This window comes from Rhodococcus sp. RCBS9 (assembly GCF_029457415.1).
GTDB lineage: Bacteria > Actinomycetota > Actinomycetes > Mycobacteriales > Mycobacteriaceae > Rhodococcus_F > Rhodococcus_F qingshengii.
This window is the reverse complement of sequence record NZ_CP120422.1, coordinates 1,228,979-1,244,310: the sequence shown is the minus strand read 5'-3', so window position 1 is coordinate 1,244,310 and position 15,332 is coordinate 1,228,979. Positions and strand designations below refer to the sequence as shown.

Below are 15,332 nucleotides of genomic sequence, written 5' to 3'. Positions count from 1 at the left end.
ATCAGTCGACCGTCACAGTGTCGGGAGAGGAAACATTCCGGACAGCTGAGGAAGAGCGCGCGGCGAGTAGGTAATAGACGGTGAATCCGAGCCCACAACCGATGAACCAGCTGTACTGCGCTGCGGTGTACATCCCGGTGAGGTCCTTGCCCAGGACCGGGACCATCGCGACGACGGCTCCCACCACGGTGGCGATCACTGCAGCAGGGTTGTATCCCTTGCTGTACCAGTAGGTTCCGGTCGGCGACATGCTGAACAGTTCGTCGACGATGACCTTCTGCTTGCGCACGAGGTAGTAGTCGGCAATCAGAATTCCGAACAGCGGACCGATGAAGGCTCCGAGGGTTTCGAGTGTGTAGTGAATGACGTCCGGATTGTTGTACAAGTTCCACGGCGTGATGAGGATCGAGCCGATCGCTGCGATCATTCCGCCGGCGCGCCAGCTGATCTTCTGCGGACTCACGTTGGAGAAGTCGAAGGCCGGGGAAATGAAGTTGGCCACGATGTTGATGCCGATCGTGGCGATGGTGAAGGTGAGTGCGCCGAGAACGATGGCGAAGGTGCTGTCGATTCGTGCAACGGTCGCAACGGGATCGGTGATCAGTTCGCCGTACACCGGCAGCGTCAACGATGCAGTGACGACGACCAACACCGAGAATACGAGGAAGTTCAACGGCAAACCGAGGAAGTTGCCCTTCTTGACGGCAGCGAACGACTTTCCGTAGCGGGAGAAGTCGCCGAAGTTGAGCATCGGTCCGGAGAAGTACGAGACAACCAGAGCGATCGCACCGAGCATGACCGGCACGGCGTCGAAACCCGAGTACTTGACGTCGCCGAGCGTGAGATCGATGGCGCTCCAGCCTGCCTTGTAGATCAGGTAGCCGCACAGCATGAACATCACGACATACACAGCCGGCCCGCAGAAGTCGATGAAGCGGCGGATCGATTCCATGCCTCGCCAGAAGACACAGGCCTGAAGTACCCACAGGAGCATGAAACTTCCCCAGCCCAGTGCGGAGAGTCCGGCGAATCCGTAGTCTTCGACGACGGCATAGGGCGCGAGTGACGGAAAGAGTTTGATCAGTACGACATCGAGGGCTGCTGAAGCGAGGAAGGTTTGAATTCCATACCAAGCCACGGCAATCAGGCCACGAATGATTGCCGGGATGTTCGCGCCGAGGACGCCGAACACGCTGCGGCAGATCACCGGATACGGCACGCCGGTAACTTGGCTGGGCTTGGCGACGAGATTGCAGAAGAAGTAGACGATCGTGATACCGACCAGCAGGGCGACGAGTACTTGCCAACTGGCCAATCCCAGTGCGAAAAGACTACCGGCAGTGACATATCCGCCGACGCTGTGTACGTCGGACATCCAGAAGGCGAAGATGTTGTACGACGACCAGGTCTGCTTGCGAAGCGGCGCCAAGTCCTCGTTGGTCAAACGAGGGTCGTAGCCCGGCTTGATCAGGCCGCTTCCGACAGGGTGACCCGCGGCTTCGACAAGGTCACCCGATCCGGTTTCCTTTGGGGGAGTGGGGGTAGTGGTCGTTCGGGACGGAAGAATGTCGGTCATGACAGCTCCTGTGCATCAGTGCAGGAAATCAGCGGACGGTGCCACGAGCTCTCAGCGTCAGTGATGAAAACTGTGTTGAGAGAAAGGTATCGATGCTGTGTTGCACGACTATTGCGTGATCGGTATATCTTTTTCGGCCAATAGACCGGTGTCTGTCGGTAGAGTCGCGATCACGGTATCGAGTCGGCGATGATGGATTTCGGAAGCGCTCAGAAGTGCGGATGCGTCCCGACGCAGGAATGCGTCCAGCATCGCGGTGTGATCCGAGTGCAGAACCCGGCGATCGACGCCGGCAACATGGACCATCGGCTGTACTGGTTCGGTGATGTTCCAGGCAGCTTCGAACATGTGCAGCAGTCGAAGCATCTGAGACGGTCGGGTCAGTGCGAGATGAAAGTTTCGGCTCTCGCAGTGATAGGACTGAGAGTCGTCGTAGCGCAATGCGATCTCCAAACGGGAGTTCACCTCGACGGCGTGTTCGTGATCCTCTTCGGTTGCCTGCTCGACGGCGACGGCCAATGCAGCTGATTCGAGAGTTTCGCGGACGATGTACATCTCTCGCAGTTCTGCCGGCGTCAGCTGAGCAACGGTGTAGCCGAATTGATGTCGATGGTCGACCAAGGACTCTCCGACCAGTGTTTTCAGTGATTCCCGCACAGGTATTCGACTGACACCGAACACATCAGCCACGTCGCCGAGAGGAATCGGGGTACCCGGAGGCGCCGAACCCGACAGAATCACTCGCCGCAGTTCGTCGAGGATCGTTTGTTGTGGACTTCCGGGAGCATCGATTACCAGTTGCGTCAGCAGTACCGATCTACGGCGCGGCGGCATGTCGCTCTCCCTTCGTCTGTCTGCCAGAGTAGGAATACGTTGTTTCGTCTGCGTGACACCGGTGTGGCCGTCGTGCATCTCGCACTCGGGGGAGAACAAGTGGGCTCCGATCACATGCTCGCGTGAGTGCTGCTCGGGAGGCCGATCGTGGGGGTAGCGTTGTTGTGTAGTGGTATGGCAGAAAGCGAGTCGGTCGATGGCATCCGCTGTGCGCTCAGAAGCCGACCAGCGAGTTGTCGGCAACCTGCCCTTGGAGCTGACGAGTTTCGTCGGTCGTCGGCGTGAGTTGGCCGACGCCAGGAGATTGTTCGAGACGTCCCGTTTGTTGACACTCACCGGGATCGGTGGCGTGGGCAAGACACGGCTCGCGATCCGACTTGCGGGCGCGTTGCAAAGGGTGTTTCGAGACGGTGCCTGGTTGGTGGAACTGGGGGAGCAGACAGATTCGGATCTCCTCGAAGATCATGTCGCCGTGACCCTTGGTGTCCGGTCGGTCTCGTCGGCGGACCCGCTGCAGGCATTGATCGACTACTGCGCCGATCGGAGTCTGCTGTTGGTGCTCGACAACTGTGAACATCTGGTCGATGCCGTCGCTGTGTTCGTAGGCGCGATCCTACGGCGATGTGCCGGCGTCAAGATCCTGGCGACGAGCCGCGAATCGCTGGGCCTGGGCGGTGAGGTGACGATGCGCGTTCCCTCACTCACCACACCGCAGCAACAGCCGCCCGAATTCGAGGGAATTGCCCAGTACGAATCGGTGTCGTTGTTCACCGAGCGTGCGGCTTCCGTCGTACCTGGTTTCACCCTCACCGAGGAGAACAAGCGCGCCGTTGCGCATATCTGTCACGACTTGGATGGACTCCCACTTCCGATCGAACTGGCGGCAGCTCGCCTGCGTGGTATGTCTGCTGAGCAGATCATGAACAGGCTCTCGGATCGATACCGACTTCTTACAACGGGTGGACGCGACGTTCCGAGTCGTCAACAGACGCTGCGATTGTCGATCGATTGGAGTTACGACCTCTGCTCGCCAACCGAACAGCAGTTGTGGGGGAGGTTGTCGGTGTTCTCGGGTGGGTTCGATCTCGATGCCGCTGAGGGCGTGTGTGGGCAGGACATGAATTCGACCGAAGTGCTCGATCTCGTCACCGCGTTGGTCGAGAAGTCCATCCTGATTCGTGAGGAAACCGACGGGGATGTTCGGTACCACCTCCTCGACCTACTCCGGGAGTACGGACACGAAAAGTTGGAGTCCGCCGGTGAGTATTCCGCTCTGCGTCGAAGCCATCGTGATTGGTTCGAGGCACTGGTCGTTCATGCGGAAGCCGAGTGGATCAGTGGCCGGCAAGCTGCCTGGATCGCAAGGCTCGGTCGTGAACAGCGCAACGTCAACGATGCGTTGGAGTACTCGATTTCCACTGCCGGAGAGGCGCGATCTGCAACGCGAATGGTCGGTGCGTTGTACAGATTCTGGCTTGCAGGTGGATTACTTGTGCAGGCGCGTTACTGGACGGATCGAGCCTTGAATGCACAGGATCGAGAGCTGGATCCGTTCCGAGTGGATGTCTTGGCCATCGACGCCGTGAATCACGCGATGCAGGGGGAACTCGAACGGGCAGAAGAGTTGGTCGACGAGAGTTGGCGCCTGGCAAACGACTTGGCGGATGTGCGCTCGCGCGGCTTGGCGACGTGGGGAGACGGATACGTCGATACCTTCAGAGGTAACTTCGATACCGCTACAGCCAAGCTGGAATCCGCGTTGACGCTGTTTCGACTCGACAAGAATCTGCTGCATGTTGTGATCGGCCTGGACACCTTGGGAGTCGCGTACTTCCTGTCCGGCGCCCTTGATCGCTCTGTGGAGTGCAACGAAGAGATTCTCGCGATCACCGTGCCTGCCGACGAGATGATGTTCCAGGCATTTGCGCTGGGAACTCTCGGGCTCGTGAGCTGGCTCCGAGGTGAATTGGAGGCCGCAAGTGACTATTTGACTCGAAGTCTGAGAATTCTCGATGCCCCGATGAACTCGGCGTGGTGTATCGAGCCGTTGGCGTGGATTGCTGCAGCGCAACGTGATTGGAAGCATGCAGCGGTTCTGCTCGGCGCGGCAGCCATGTATTGGCAGAAGGTCGGGGGACGGCTGGCGGGCCTGCCGGGTTTGTCAGCTCATCACGACACTGCTGCAGAGACTGCTCGCAAAGCCATGGGTGACGATGCTTTCGACAAGTCGTTTCGCAGCGGGTTTGCGATGTCCGAGGGTGAAGCTGTCGCATATGCGCTCGACAAGCGCTCCAGTGTCACGACTGCGTCGTCGGCTGAAGGGCCTCACCTCACTCCTCGTGAGCAGCAAGTTGCGGAACTGGTTGCCCAAGGGTTGACCAATCGCGCGATTGCGGAGCACTTGGTAATCTCGCTGCGCACCGCTCAGGGACACGTGGAACACGTACTGACAAAACTGGGATTCAGTTCCAGAGCGCAGATCGCAGCGTGGTACGTCTCGACCGCGCAGGAGCGTGACTCGCGTGAGGTCAATGGCTCAGCAGGCCGGAGTTGACGTCCGATAGCAGTTCACCACGGTCGTCGCCGCACAAGCAGAACACCGGGTAGCGCTTACCTTCTTCACGCCCCTGAAACGACACTCGTAGCGGTCCAGGCGCATCCGCGCGAGGGGATTCGGTGAGGAAAGTGTACAGCCACGGCCCCTCGTCCAATTCCACGATGGCGAGAACGGTCGAGGGGTCGCCGTGAACCGTTCGCCAGGACACGACAGTGCCGTCTCCGCAACACCGCGTCACGTCCAACCGCGCCCCACGGCACCTGGCGCAGACCGCGCTCGCGGGCGAGAGGATGACATCACATTCCGCGCAATGGGGGAGTGTCAATCGTTCGGCTCGCGACGAGCGATTCGAATATCGCCGCGATACACGCTGTTTCATCGAGCTTGCGGGATTCATGTCAGTAACGTCGGGCGAGGTAGTACGGCATCGAGTCCACGGGTGCGCGTTCGACCGACTCCCCGGACGTCGGGGCGTGAACGATCTCACCGCCTCCGGCGTAGATCCCCACATGCTCCCCGCCGTAGTACAGGACCACGTCACCCGGCTGTAGATCGTCCCGGGAAACTGGAGTGCCGCCAACCGCCTGGTCGTAGCTGGTTCGCGGAATCGAAACGCCCGCTTGTGCATAGGCCCATTGAACGAGACCGGAGCAGTCGAACGAGTCCGGCCCGGTCGCGCCCCAGACGTACGGAGCGCCGATCTTGGACTCTGCGGCTGCCAATACGCGGCCTGTATCCGAGGAAGCGAAAGCTGACACCTTCGCCGGATTCGTGTCGACGGAAACTGCGGCGATGTTCCAGTCCCGAAGCACGGGGGCCTGAGCGTTCGCGGTGTCGATACTCACGGCAAGGGTTGTCAGGGAAAGAACGCCGACGACAAGCGCTCTTCCGAGTGCATGCTTCTTCGTGCGGGGGTCGGTGAATCGGTGGTGCGACATTTCTCGTGTTGCCTTTGCGTCGATGCGTCCCGAAGCAGGTGTCCAGCTGGGTGTGATCGGGCTTCGGCTTGCGACACTCAGCCTGGTTGCGCCTCGACGTGTTCGCATCGGTCAGTTGGACGGGGTGCATACCTGTTTCGAGCGGCATTGTGGGTGCAAGGCCTGTTGATCGATCGCGAGAACTTCGACGGACTTTCGTGATCCGAATCAAGGAGGGCACGGCGGCCGGCCTCACCCCGGCTCCGGTCAGGCGATTCGCAGCGGGAGCGCCGAACGCTCAACAGTGGCACGGTCGGATGGACCACGATCCTGCGCACAAATGGCTGCGCGAACAAGTACGTGAGGCAAGCGTCTGGCTGGATTCGGCAGACGTTCTGTACTCTCGCAGTCATGCAACAGCGGAGCACAGGAACGGTGACACGGTCACTGTTGCTGCTTCTGCTGCCGTTCATCGCTCTTCTCGCAGTGCCTCCGCTTGGTTCCTCGGGTAGCGCCGCGGTGCTGGGAACTGCGATTGCCGTCTTCGTGGTCGCTGCGCTCGCAACTTCCTCGAAGTACGAACTTCTGCAACTGTGCGCGGTTTCGGCCACTGGCCCGTCTGATGACGAACGCTGCCTGCGTGGTGCTTTCCGCAGGCAGAGCAGCCCGGACGCGCCCGGTCGTCCGCAACCTCGAGCTCCGGGAATCGGTCTGTAGATCGGCAGTCGGCGGGTGTGAACTCGTCGTAGGTCGGTCAGACGTCTTGCGTCCACGACCATTCCCGCGCTCTCATCTCTCTGAGCGTGCCTTTCGGTGAGGTTCATTCGTCATGCTCGATTTTGTCTACTACCCCGTGTCCGGAATCCTCTGGTTCTGGCACAAGGTCTTCTCACTGGTCTCCGGATCACCCGACAACGGCGTCGTGTGGGCGTTGTCGGTCGTATTTCTCGTCTTCACGCTCAAAGCCCTGCTGTTCAAACCCTTCGTCAAGCAGGTCCGCACTCAACTGGTGATGCAGAAGCTGCAACCTCAGATCAAGGCGTTGCAGAAGAAGTATTCGGGTGACCGGCAGAAACTCACTGTAGAGATGGCCAAGCTGCAGAAAGAACATAATTACAGTCCGTTGCTCGGCTGTCTGCCGATGCTGGTTCAGGCACCGGTGTTCATTGGTCTTTATCACGTCCTGCGATCGTTCAATCGGACCGGAGCGGCATCGCACGTCCCGTTTCTGAGCCCGACCGAACCGATGTCGGTGGCGGACAACGCGAACACGGCCAACTACTTCTTCAGTGCCTCGGACGTGCAGTCTTTTCTCGACGCCAAACTGTTCGGCGCACCGTTGTCCGCCATGATTTCGAGCCCGGCAGCACAACTGGAAGCATTCGGCGACGTCAGCCGTATCTCCATCATTCTGGTAGCGGTACCGCTGATGATATTCGCCGCCGTCGCTACACATTTCACATCGCGGGCATCCATCGCGCGCCAAGTGGACACCGGAACCGTCAACCCTCAAACAGCGATCATGAACAAGCTCGCATTGTGGGTGTTTCCGGTGGGGGTGATCGCTTTCGGTGCGTTCGCGCCCGTGGCGATCCTGCTGTATTTCGTGAGTAACAACTGCTGGACGCTGGGACAACAGCATTTTGTGTACGGACGCATCGCTGCGGAGCAGAAGGAAGCCGAATCGTCGCCGACTCCCGGAATGACCGCGCCCCCGTCGCCCAGAGTGGCTGCACCGCCGCTGCCGGGCGCCAAGCCCATCCGCGCCAAGCGCAGGCGATGACGGAAGGCGACCCCTCCCTACCGGCGAGTAAGGCACGTACGCTGGAAAGCATGACCAAATGGACCGCAGAAGACGTAGTCGATCAGACCGGCCGCACATTTGTCGTCACGGGGGCGAACAGCGGACTGGGTGAGGTAGTCGCACGAGCGCTGGGCAAAGCCGGGGCCGACGTCGTCCTCGCCTGTCGTGACACCACGAAGGCCGACGCCGTAGCCGCCGAGATCGGGCCCAACGCGGTTGTCCGCAAATTGGACCTCTCGGATCTGTCGTCGGTACGAGCCTTCGCCGACGCAACGGAGAAGGTCGACGTCCTGGTGAACAACGCCGGCGTGATGGCGGTTCCGTTCCGCCGGACGGTCGACGGATTCGAAATGCAGATCGGCACAAACCATCTCGGACACTTCGCATTGACCGGATTGCTGAAGGACAAGCTCACCGATCGTGTCGTGACGATGTCCAGTGCCCTGCATCAGCTCGGAACTGTCGATCTGGACGATCTCAATTTCGAACGTCGGAAGTACAACCGATGGTTGGCCTACGGGCAGTCCAAGCTTGCCAATCTGTTGTTCACGTACGAACTTCAACGCAGGTTCGCGGCGTCGGGATCTTCGCTCAAAGCGCTCGCTTCGCATCCGGGGTACGCGTCGACGAACCTGCAGGGGCACACCGAGTCGATCCAGGACAAGCTGATGGGAATCGGCAATTCGATCTTCGCGCAGTCCGCGGAGATGGGCGCCCTTCCCGAACTGTGGGCGGCAACCGCGCCGGATGCCTTCGGCGGCAGTTACATCGGACCGGACGGTCCGTTCGAGCAGCGAGGGTATCCGAAGGTCGTGGGGTCGAACAAGAAGTCACACGATACGAAGACAGCCTCGGGTTTGTGGACACTGTCGGAGAAGTTGACCGGAGTCTCGTTCGGGATTTGATTCAGATATGAAGGTGGCCGCGAACTTCGAGAAGTTCGCGGCCACTTTCATATCCGTTCGAGCTAGATGTTGTTCGGGTTACAGCGTGACAACCATCTTGCCGGTGTTCGCGCCGCGCATCAGGTCGATGAACGCTTGCGGTGCATTCTCCAGGCCTTCGACGATGGTCTCGTCCCACTGAATCTTGTTGTCGGCGAGCCACCCTGCCATGTGGGTGCGGAATTCGCCACCGAGGTGACGGTAGCCGCCCACGAGGAATCCGCGCAGTGTGAGCTGCTTGCCGATCACCAGTGCCAGGTTGTGGGGAGCGGTGGGCTTCTCGGTGGTGTTGTACTGAGCGATGGCTCCGCACAGGGCAATCCGGCCACCCTGGTTCATGGCATCGATTGCGGCTTCGAGATGCTCGCCACCGACGTTGTCGAAGTACACGTCGATGCCGTCAGGGGCGGCAGCGGCGAGTAGTTCGGTGATCGGGCCGTCGTGATAGTCGAATGCCGCATCGAATCCGAGTTCGAGAAGTCGGGCAACCTTCGCCGGTGAACCGGCGCTACCGATTACTCGCTTCGCTCCGAGCAACTTGGCGATCTGACCGACGAGCGATCCGACGGCACCTGCTGCGCCGGAGACGAATACGGTATCGCCTTCCTTGAACTCCGCAACCGCGGTGAGGCCGGCATACGCGGTGAGGCCAGTCATGCCGAGGGCACCCAGGTAGGCCGTCGCCGGCGCAATGGACGTGTCGGCCGGAGTCACTGCGGATCCGTCGAGGATGGCGTATTCACGCCATCCGAGGCCGTGGACGACAACGTCGCCCACGGCGCGATCAGCCGACTTGGATTCGACGACCTCGCCGACGGCACCACCGTCGAGCGGCGCACCGACCTGGAACGGCGGAAGGTAGGACTTCACGTCGTTCATTCGGCCGCGCATGTACGGGTCGACGGAGATGGCGATGTTGCGGACCAGGATCTGGCCGTCTTCGAGTTCGGGGAGTTCTACTTCGGCGGTGGCGAAGTTCTCCGACGTGGGCCAACCGTTCGGGCGTGAAGCGAGACGGATTTCCCGGCTGACAGTGGTAGTGCTCATTCGTCGTCCTTACTTACTTCGAGGGTGACCTCGATGTTGCCGCGAGTTGCATTGGAGTACGGGCACACCTGATGTGCCTTCTCCGTCAGCTCGACGGCCTGATCATGGGGTAGATGGGGGAGTGAAACCTCCAGCGTCACAGCGAGTCCGAAGCCTCCTGCACCGTTGGGGCCGATGCCGACCCGCGCGCCGACTGCGGAATCAGCCACGTTGGCCTTCTCGGCACGGGCGACCATCTGCAGAGCGGAGTGGAAGCATGCTGCGTATCCGGCGGCAAAGAGCTGCTCGGGGTTGGTGCCTTCGCCGCTGCCACCCATTTCCTTGGGAATGGCGAGGCCGAGATCGAGGCGTCCGTCCGAGGTGCGAGCGTGACCGTTGCGGCCTTCGCCGGTGGCAAGTGCTTCTGCGGTGTAGACGATGTTCATGACTTCTTCTTTCCGTCGGAGTGGGCATTGGATGCTTGGAGCGACTCGCCGAGACGAGTGAGAACGTCTCGAAGTTCGGTGAGTTCGTCGGTGCTCAGACCAGTGGCACCTGCGAGTTTGGCCGGGATGTCCTCGGCCTTGCTGCGCAGGGTGGAACCCGCCTCGGTCAGGTGAATCTCGACGCGACGCTCGTCGGTGGTGAGGCGTCGGCGCTCGATGAATCCCAGACCCTCGAGTCTCTTGAGCAGCGGCGACAGAGTTCCGGTATCGAGATCGAGTGCCTCACAGATCTCACGCACCCCGCGGCCGTCTCGTTCCCAGAGTGTCAACAAGACGAGGTACTGGGGATACGTGATTCCCAGGTCGTCGAGCATTGCCCGGTACGCGGCCGTAGTGGCCCGCGACGCCGAATAGAGGGCGAAGCAGACCTGGCGTTCGAGAGCGAGTGGGTTGGTCACGAGAACAACTGTAGCGCACAGTTAAGTTGTGCACAACAAAGAAGTGTCAAATAGATCTACGAATAGGCGGCCGTTCGTCTACGGCGTCGACAGGATCTCGGAGACATGCGAGAGGAAGGTGTGCACTGTCCGGGCAGCGGGCGCAGGAAACCTGGTCCGCACTGCCAATCCGTCGTGAGTTCGTGAGAACCAGAACTGAACGTCGTCGGCGTTCGAGACGCGACTGAGTTGCTGCGGATTGATCGGCGCAGGCTGTGATTCGCTGGACTTTGATTTACGGGGGCGAGATCCACCGGGCATGGTTCTGTAGTCGGCGTAGGACACCGAGAAGATGTCTCTGCGAGTGGGCGAAACCTCGGGCCCCAAGCTCCGCAACACCTGCCTCGACGAGACGGACGACAGTGAAAGTGACTCGTGGAAAGCGAGATTGACTGCCCGGGCAGTGCTGTGAAGGTTGTCCATGCTCGTCACGGTGATGGGCGCATTGGCTACCAGCCATCCGAAGGTGTGGTTGTGTCGCGGTTCCCGACGCGTGTGAACAGGGAACAGTAGGGGCGTGTCCCTCTTGCCGGTCAATTGTGTTGTGGCCAAACCGATCGACGCAAGAATTGCACCGAACGACGAGTGCCGATGATCGGCGCAGTTCTGGTCGAACAGCTCTGCTTCGTCGGCGTCGAGGAGCATTCGGGTGTCTGTGCCCTGGGGCGACATCGCCCCGGCGGGCAGTCCCAGATCTACGGGAAAATGGGGAGTGTCACCCCCGCATGCTCGGAGGAAGGACCGCCAACCCGCAATCCGGTGGTCGCCGGGCTCTGGATCCGCGGTTGCCGATTCCCGGAAGCAGTAGTTGAGGAAACTCCCGGGCTCCGGAAGGAGATCAGACGCGATCGGATCAGGGTCCGCCCGCATGTATTCGCGATACAGAGTGCTGATCTCGGTAATTGCGATGCTCATGGACCAGCCGTCGCAGATGGCATGGTCGAACCCGCAGATCACTGTCGACTGGTCCTCGCGGGTGATGGCACCGAGAAAGTACGCGGGAAACGCGAAAGGATTGCACCATCGATCCAAGCGCTCGCCCAAGAGTTCTCGCACCTGCTCCGGTGTTCGCGCGTCAGCCACTGTTTCCTCACGCAGGCGCAGATCGCCGACGTCGGCGACGTCGACGAACAGTGCCGAGGATTCACCCGATTCTTCGGCCTGGGAGAACGAGCACGACAGGGCGTCGTGACGGGACGTCCATTCCTCGAAGCTGGCCTTGAGTGCGTCCGTGTCGATGGGGCCGGGAACGTCGAAAGTGGCAGCGAGCCAAGTCGTATCGCCGCGGCTGCCGGCAAGATGCAGCTGCTGATTGGAGGTCGGAGGAACCGGATACGTCGTTCCGGTGGAGATTTCACTCGGCGTCCACTGCAGAATGCGGCCCGGCCGTGCCTCGAACCTGTCGAGAAACGTGATGTGCATCAGGCGGTCTCCACTTCCTGACGTGCATCCGCCTGACGCACGACACGGTAGTCGCCGGTATCAGCGACCGTTCTCAGGACGTTGCGAAGGTGTCGTAGGTACCGATTCACCGATGTGTGCGCCTGATCGGTGTCCGGAAAACTGACCATCACGTACGTACGGTCTTCCTTCCGGTTGATCCACATCGACAGATCACCCGTCGTTCCTGGCCCACCCAGTGCCCGCGCCTCGAGTTCGTCATGGTGCTCGGCACCTGGAATCAGGCGCATGTCGATGTACGACACCATCGGCGGGACCGAGGTTCCACCGATGTCGGATCCGGTCAACTTCGACACCTGGGCGATCACCGAGTGAATGGACACGTCCGCGAGTCCCTTCACCGCAGCGCGAGCAGCGTGGGCAAGGGGGAGTGCATCGGTAAAGTTCGTGACACCGCTCAGCGTGAACGAGACCGGGACGAGATTGATGAACCAGCCTTGGGAATAGAGGTATCTCGGATCGGAGCGAGTGCCGACTGCGTTGAGCGCGAAGTAGTTCGCTCGATCCGCAACTTCGATCTCGGTGAGGGCGAGGGCTGCGAAGATCCCCGTGGAGAAGCCGACGCCATTGGACTTGCACAGCGCTGCGAACGCGGCTGACTCGTCGCTGTCGAGAACGTCGATGTGTGTGCGGGTCGACCGGGCCTGTTCGCCCCGCGCGACACCGAGGTCGAGGGGGAACGTCGGGAGTTGGCCGGCGTTGGCGGCGAGAATCGAAATCCACTGCTGCACAGGCGTTGCGGCCAGGTCGAGGTTCCCCGCGGATGTCCGTTCCTCGCCGCTGTACTCGACGTAGCTGCCGGGAGAGGGAAGTTGAGCCTCGATGCCGGCGCTTTCGGCGATGTACAGCGCACGAAGTTCTTCGACGCCCAGCATCAACGACAGGCCGTCGGTGTGCGAGTGATCGACGCCGTAGTAGACGGTGAAGCCGGCGCCGTGCTCGACGACGCCACTGATGAACGAGGGCCATTGCAATGGGCTGGTATCGCCGGCGAAACTTCGGCTCACATGCTCGCGAACCGCATCTGTCGTGTTCAGAGAACCGACGCTGTGCGGCGTGAGTTCGATCGTCGACGCATCCACCACGTGACGGTCGATGACCCCGCTACCGTCGGGATCTTCGGATGATCTCACCTCGAACCAACTGTGCAGTGTGTTGTGCCGCAGGACAAACGCCTGGACCGCCCGACGCAGTGCCTCCCGATCGAGATCACCGGGCAGAGTGAACGTGAATCCGATCCACGGTGACCAGTCGACGCCTTGTGCGCGCTTGTGATCGGCGGTACGAATGTGTCCTTCCTGTAGGAACGAGAGCGGTTGGTCGCTCCGCGGTGCCCCGGATGCCGCCGCCAGGGATTGTTCAGTAGGCCTGAACTCGGTGAGCGTCCCGGCTTTCGGTGCCCAGAGATCGATGGGTGTCATTTCCATGAGAGTTCTCCTCGATCGGTGCAGCGGTTTTGGTCGGAGGTGCGAAAGTGTCGGTCGAGAAGGCAAAGTCCTCCATTTCGCGGCGTAGGAGTCCCGCGAACTGATGGATGTGGCGGCTCGTGCGCGCGTTGCCCGGGTGGCGTATGGCCAGATTGAGCCCTTCGGGAGTCCGCGTGAGCCAGATGTAGACGTCGGTTCCCGAATGATCTCGACTACGAAGGCCCCTGGTCTGCCAGCTCGTCCATTGCTCGGCACCAGGAACGTGACGAACGTCCATGTACGAGAGCACGAACGGCAGGTGCTGCGGGGAGTCGATCAGCTCGCACACTTTCGAATACGGCAGTGCCGCGGCGGGGCGGACGCGCCGTATCTCCGTGCCGGCAACCTTGGCCAGATCGCTCAGGGTTGCGGCGGGGGCAATCGGAATCCTCACCGGCACAACACCGATGAACCATCCCAGCGACGCGGCCCATCGAAGCTCCGAACGGGTGTGTTGCGGCACGACGACGCGGAATTCGTCTGCACCGGTGAGATCGCCGGTCACCTTGGCCGCGCACGCGAGTATCGCGGCCAGGAATCCTTGGTTGCTGCGCTTGCTCGCTTCTGCCAGGCGTTCGGCTCCCCGGGCGCTCAGAAGCCAGGCAGACAGGCTCTGCTGAGGGACTCGGCGTCCGGTGACCGGTTCGGGTAGCGCTGGAAAGTACGGAGCCTCGCCCTGCGCGTAGAACTCGCGCCACGTCTGCACTGCCGGGTGAGAGCGGTCCGCGTGTCCCACGAGATCTCGTTCCTTGGTGCCGAAGTCGATGTAGCTTCCGGTCTCCGGCGGCGAGGGAGGGCTTCCCTCGCTCAACGATCGGTAGATCGTCTGCAGTTCGTGCGCGGTCAACGCCACCGAATATCCGTCCAGCAGAGCATGATCAGCGGCAAAAACCACGGTGAAGTGGTTGGGGCCTTCGATCGTCGCGAACTGATACGCAGGCCAGACAAGTGGATCGGTCGATCGGTCGAGCAGTTGCTGCAGATGCGTGAAGACAGACATCGAGGACGCAAGGTGTCCGACCTCGGTGCCCAGAATCCGGACGTCTCCAGACGCCGCGGTGCGTCGGACTATCGTTTCGCCCTCCACGGCGACGTGTGTTCGGAGCACTTCGTGGCGATCGATCCAGTGATCGAGAGCGGCCGCCCAGATCCTTCGGTCGAGTCGGTCGTGGATGCGAAACGAGGTACCCAGCCACGACGGAGTGCACACGTCGGTCTGATGGTGCACCTGCCGTTTCGCCTGCTGGGCATGTTTCAAGTGTGCCTCGTGTATGTAGCTGGCGGGACGCTGGTCGACAGGCCACAGTTCGGGCGGATTCACCGCGGCGGGAGTCCACTCGGTGACGGTCCCTGGAGGTAGGGGATAGTCGGCAAGTTCCGTGAATTCCATTGGGAAACCTGATCTCTCGAGATGGCGAAAGGTGGGGATCGTGAACGGGGCGGATGTTTGTAACCGAGAGTGACAGATGATTAGTCAAGGCAAGTAGAACGCGGCCCGAGGCTCCGCGCAACTGCTTCGGTGTGGGATGTGACGAGGAACATTCCGCTCGTTATTTCGGACAATTCGAATACTGGACATCCGGTTTACGGCCCTGGTCACCTGTCAGTTGATCGATCAATCACTCTGTGGTGAAACAAATTTCAACAGACCGTTGTGAATTCCGTCGGCGACGAAGCATGTGCGCATGCGAACGTCGGAATATGTTTATGTGTAGCAAGTTTCGTATAGATTCGGCTGTATCTCTTTTAATTGCAACAGGGTTCGTGTACTGGCGTCGTGTCGTTTCGGCGCGCGGATTGTTCA

Annotated in this window: 14 protein-coding genes; 4 read left to right on the top strand and 10 right to left on the bottom strand. The window is 60.7% G+C overall.

Annotation, left to right across the window (positions count from 1 at the left end; genetic code table 11):
• Window position 1: 1 nt before the first annotated feature.
• The gene (locus P0M12_RS05845) at window positions 2-1,576 is read right to left on the bottom strand and encodes an NCS1 family nucleobase:cation symporter-1 (protein WP_277377519.1); all 1,575 of its coding nucleotides are present in this window, start codon (window positions 1,574-1,576) and stop codon (window positions 2-4) included.
• Window positions 1,577-1,684: 108 nt separating this feature from the next.
• Window positions 1,685-2,410 (bottom strand): GntR family transcriptional regulator, encoded by a 726-nt coding sequence (locus P0M12_RS05840; protein ID WP_042451513.1) that lies wholly within the window; start codon window positions 2,408-2,410, stop codon window positions 1,685-1,687.
• A 196-nt stretch (window positions 2,411-2,606) separates the two neighbouring features.
• Between P0M12_RS05840 and P0M12_RS05835 the strand changes: the two genes are divergently transcribed.
• Complete coding sequence (locus P0M12_RS05835) at window positions 2,607-4,964, top strand: LuxR C-terminal-related transcriptional regulator (RefSeq protein ID WP_277377518.1); 2,358 nt, start codon at window positions 2,607-2,609, stop codon at window positions 4,962-4,964.
• Here P0M12_RS05835 and P0M12_RS05830 read toward each other — a convergent pair.
• Both P0M12_RS05830 and P0M12_RS05825 read right to left on the bottom strand, forming a co-directional pair.
• The gene (locus tag P0M12_RS05830; RefSeq protein WP_007733940.1) at window positions 4,939-5,175 is read right to left on the bottom strand and encodes a hypothetical protein; all 237 of its coding nucleotides are present in this window, start codon (window positions 5,173-5,175) and stop codon (window positions 4,939-4,941) included. The genes P0M12_RS05835 and P0M12_RS05830 overlap by 26 nt on opposite strands.
• Before the next feature lie 190 nt (window positions 5,176-5,365).
• The gene (locus P0M12_RS05825; protein WP_245361483.1) at window positions 5,366-6,013 is read right to left on the bottom strand and encodes a C40 family peptidase; all 648 of its coding nucleotides are present in this window, start codon (window positions 6,011-6,013) and stop codon (window positions 5,366-5,368) included.
• Between the two features lie 282 nt (window positions 6,014-6,295).
• Here P0M12_RS05825 and P0M12_RS05820 point away from each other — a divergent pair, with 282 nt between their 5' ends.
• The 3 genes from P0M12_RS05820 (at window position 6,296) to P0M12_RS05810 (ending at window position 8,593) form a co-directional block, all read left to right on the top strand.
• On the top strand, window positions 6,296-6,601 hold the full coding sequence (locus tag P0M12_RS05820; protein ID WP_029256089.1) for a DUF6412 domain-containing protein: 306 nt from the start codon (window positions 6,296-6,298) through the stop codon (window positions 6,599-6,601).
• Window positions 6,602-6,713: 112 nt separating this feature from the next.
• Complete coding sequence (yidC, locus tag P0M12_RS05815) at window positions 6,714-7,667, top strand: membrane protein insertase YidC (protein WP_003939695.1); 954 nt, start codon at window positions 6,714-6,716, stop codon at window positions 7,665-7,667.
• A gap of 50 nt (window positions 7,668-7,717) precedes the next feature.
• A complete protein-coding gene (locus P0M12_RS05810; RefSeq protein ID WP_030535283.1) occupies window positions 7,718-8,593 on the top strand; it encodes an oxidoreductase in 876 nt (291 codons plus the stop codon).
• Window positions 8,594-8,671: 78 nt separating this feature from the next.
• Here the strand turns inward: P0M12_RS05810 and P0M12_RS05805 are convergent, their stop codons facing one another.
• From P0M12_RS05805 to P0M12_RS05780, 6 genes are all read right to left on the bottom strand, one after another.
• A complete protein-coding gene (locus P0M12_RS05805; protein WP_019745038.1) occupies window positions 8,672-9,679 on the bottom strand; it encodes a zinc-binding dehydrogenase in 1,008 nt (335 codons plus the stop codon).
• Entirely contained in the window at window positions 9,676-10,104 is a 429-nt protein-coding gene (locus P0M12_RS05800) for an organic hydroperoxide resistance protein (protein WP_003939720.1), read from the bottom strand. Before P0M12_RS05800 ends, P0M12_RS05805 begins: the two co-directional genes overlap by 4 nt.
• A complete protein-coding gene (locus tag P0M12_RS05795) occupies window positions 10,101-10,562 on the bottom strand; it encodes a MarR family transcriptional regulator (protein ID WP_042451335.1) in 462 nt (153 codons plus the stop codon). Before P0M12_RS05795 ends, P0M12_RS05800 begins: the two co-directional genes overlap by 4 nt.
• Before the next feature lie 78 nt (window positions 10,563-10,640).
• A complete protein-coding gene (locus tag P0M12_RS05790; protein ID WP_277377517.1) occupies window positions 10,641-12,023 on the bottom strand; it encodes a condensation domain-containing protein in 1,383 nt (460 codons plus the stop codon).
• Window positions 12,023-13,489 carry a condensation domain-containing protein gene (locus P0M12_RS05785; protein WP_047271036.1) on the bottom strand — a complete coding sequence of 489 codons (1,467 nt, stop codon included), beginning with the start codon at window positions 13,487-13,489 and terminating at the stop codon, window positions 12,023-12,025. Before P0M12_RS05785 ends, P0M12_RS05790 begins: the two co-directional genes overlap by 1 nt.
• A complete protein-coding gene (locus P0M12_RS05780) occupies window positions 13,422-14,918 on the bottom strand; it encodes a condensation domain-containing protein (protein WP_050654763.1) in 1,497 nt (498 codons plus the stop codon). The genes P0M12_RS05785 and P0M12_RS05780 overlap by 68 nt, the downstream gene beginning before the upstream one ends.
• Window positions 14,919-15,332: the final 414 nt, after the last annotated feature.

Bases quoted from the DNA above. Each gene is read 5' to 3' on its own strand.
- P0M12_RS05845 (WP_277377519.1), bottom strand. From the start codon at position 1,576: ATGACCGACATTCTTCCGTCCCGAACGACCACTACCCCCACTCCCCCA.
- P0M12_RS05840 (WP_042451513.1), bottom strand. From the start codon at position 2,410: ATGCCGCCGCGCCGTAGATCGGTACTGCTGACGCAACTGGTAATCGAT.
- P0M12_RS05835 (WP_277377518.1), top strand. From the start codon at position 2,607: ATGGCATCCGCTGTGCGCTCAGAAGCCGACCAGCGAGTTGTCGGCAAC.
- P0M12_RS05825 (WP_245361483.1), bottom strand. From the start codon at position 6,013: ATGCGAACACGTCGAGGCGCAACCAGGCTGAGTGTCGCAAGCCGAAGC.
- P0M12_RS05820 (WP_029256089.1), top strand. From the start codon at position 6,296: ATGCAACAGCGGAGCACAGGAACGGTGACACGGTCACTGTTGCTGCTT.
- yidC (WP_003939695.1), top strand. From the start codon at position 6,714: ATGCTCGATTTTGTCTACTACCCCGTGTCCGGAATCCTCTGGTTCTGG.
- P0M12_RS05810 (WP_030535283.1), top strand. From the start codon at position 7,718: ATGACCAAATGGACCGCAGAAGACGTAGTCGATCAGACCGGCCGCACA.
- P0M12_RS05805 (WP_019745038.1), bottom strand. From the start codon at position 9,679: ATGAGCACTACCACTGTCAGCCGGGAAATCCGTCTCGCTTCACGCCCG.
- P0M12_RS05800 (WP_003939720.1), bottom strand. From the start codon at position 10,104: ATGAACATCGTCTACACCGCAGAAGCACTTGCCACCGGCGAAGGCCGC.
- P0M12_RS05790 (WP_277377517.1), bottom strand. From the start codon at position 12,023: ATGCACATCACGTTTCTCGACAGGTTCGAGGCACGGCCGGGCCGCATT.
- P0M12_RS05785 (WP_047271036.1), bottom strand. From the start codon at position 13,489: ATGGAAATGACACCCATCGATCTCTGGGCACCGAAAGCCGGGACGCTC.
- P0M12_RS05780 (WP_050654763.1), bottom strand. From the start codon at position 14,918: ATGGAATTCACGGAACTTGCCGACTATCCCCTACCTCCAGGGACCGTC.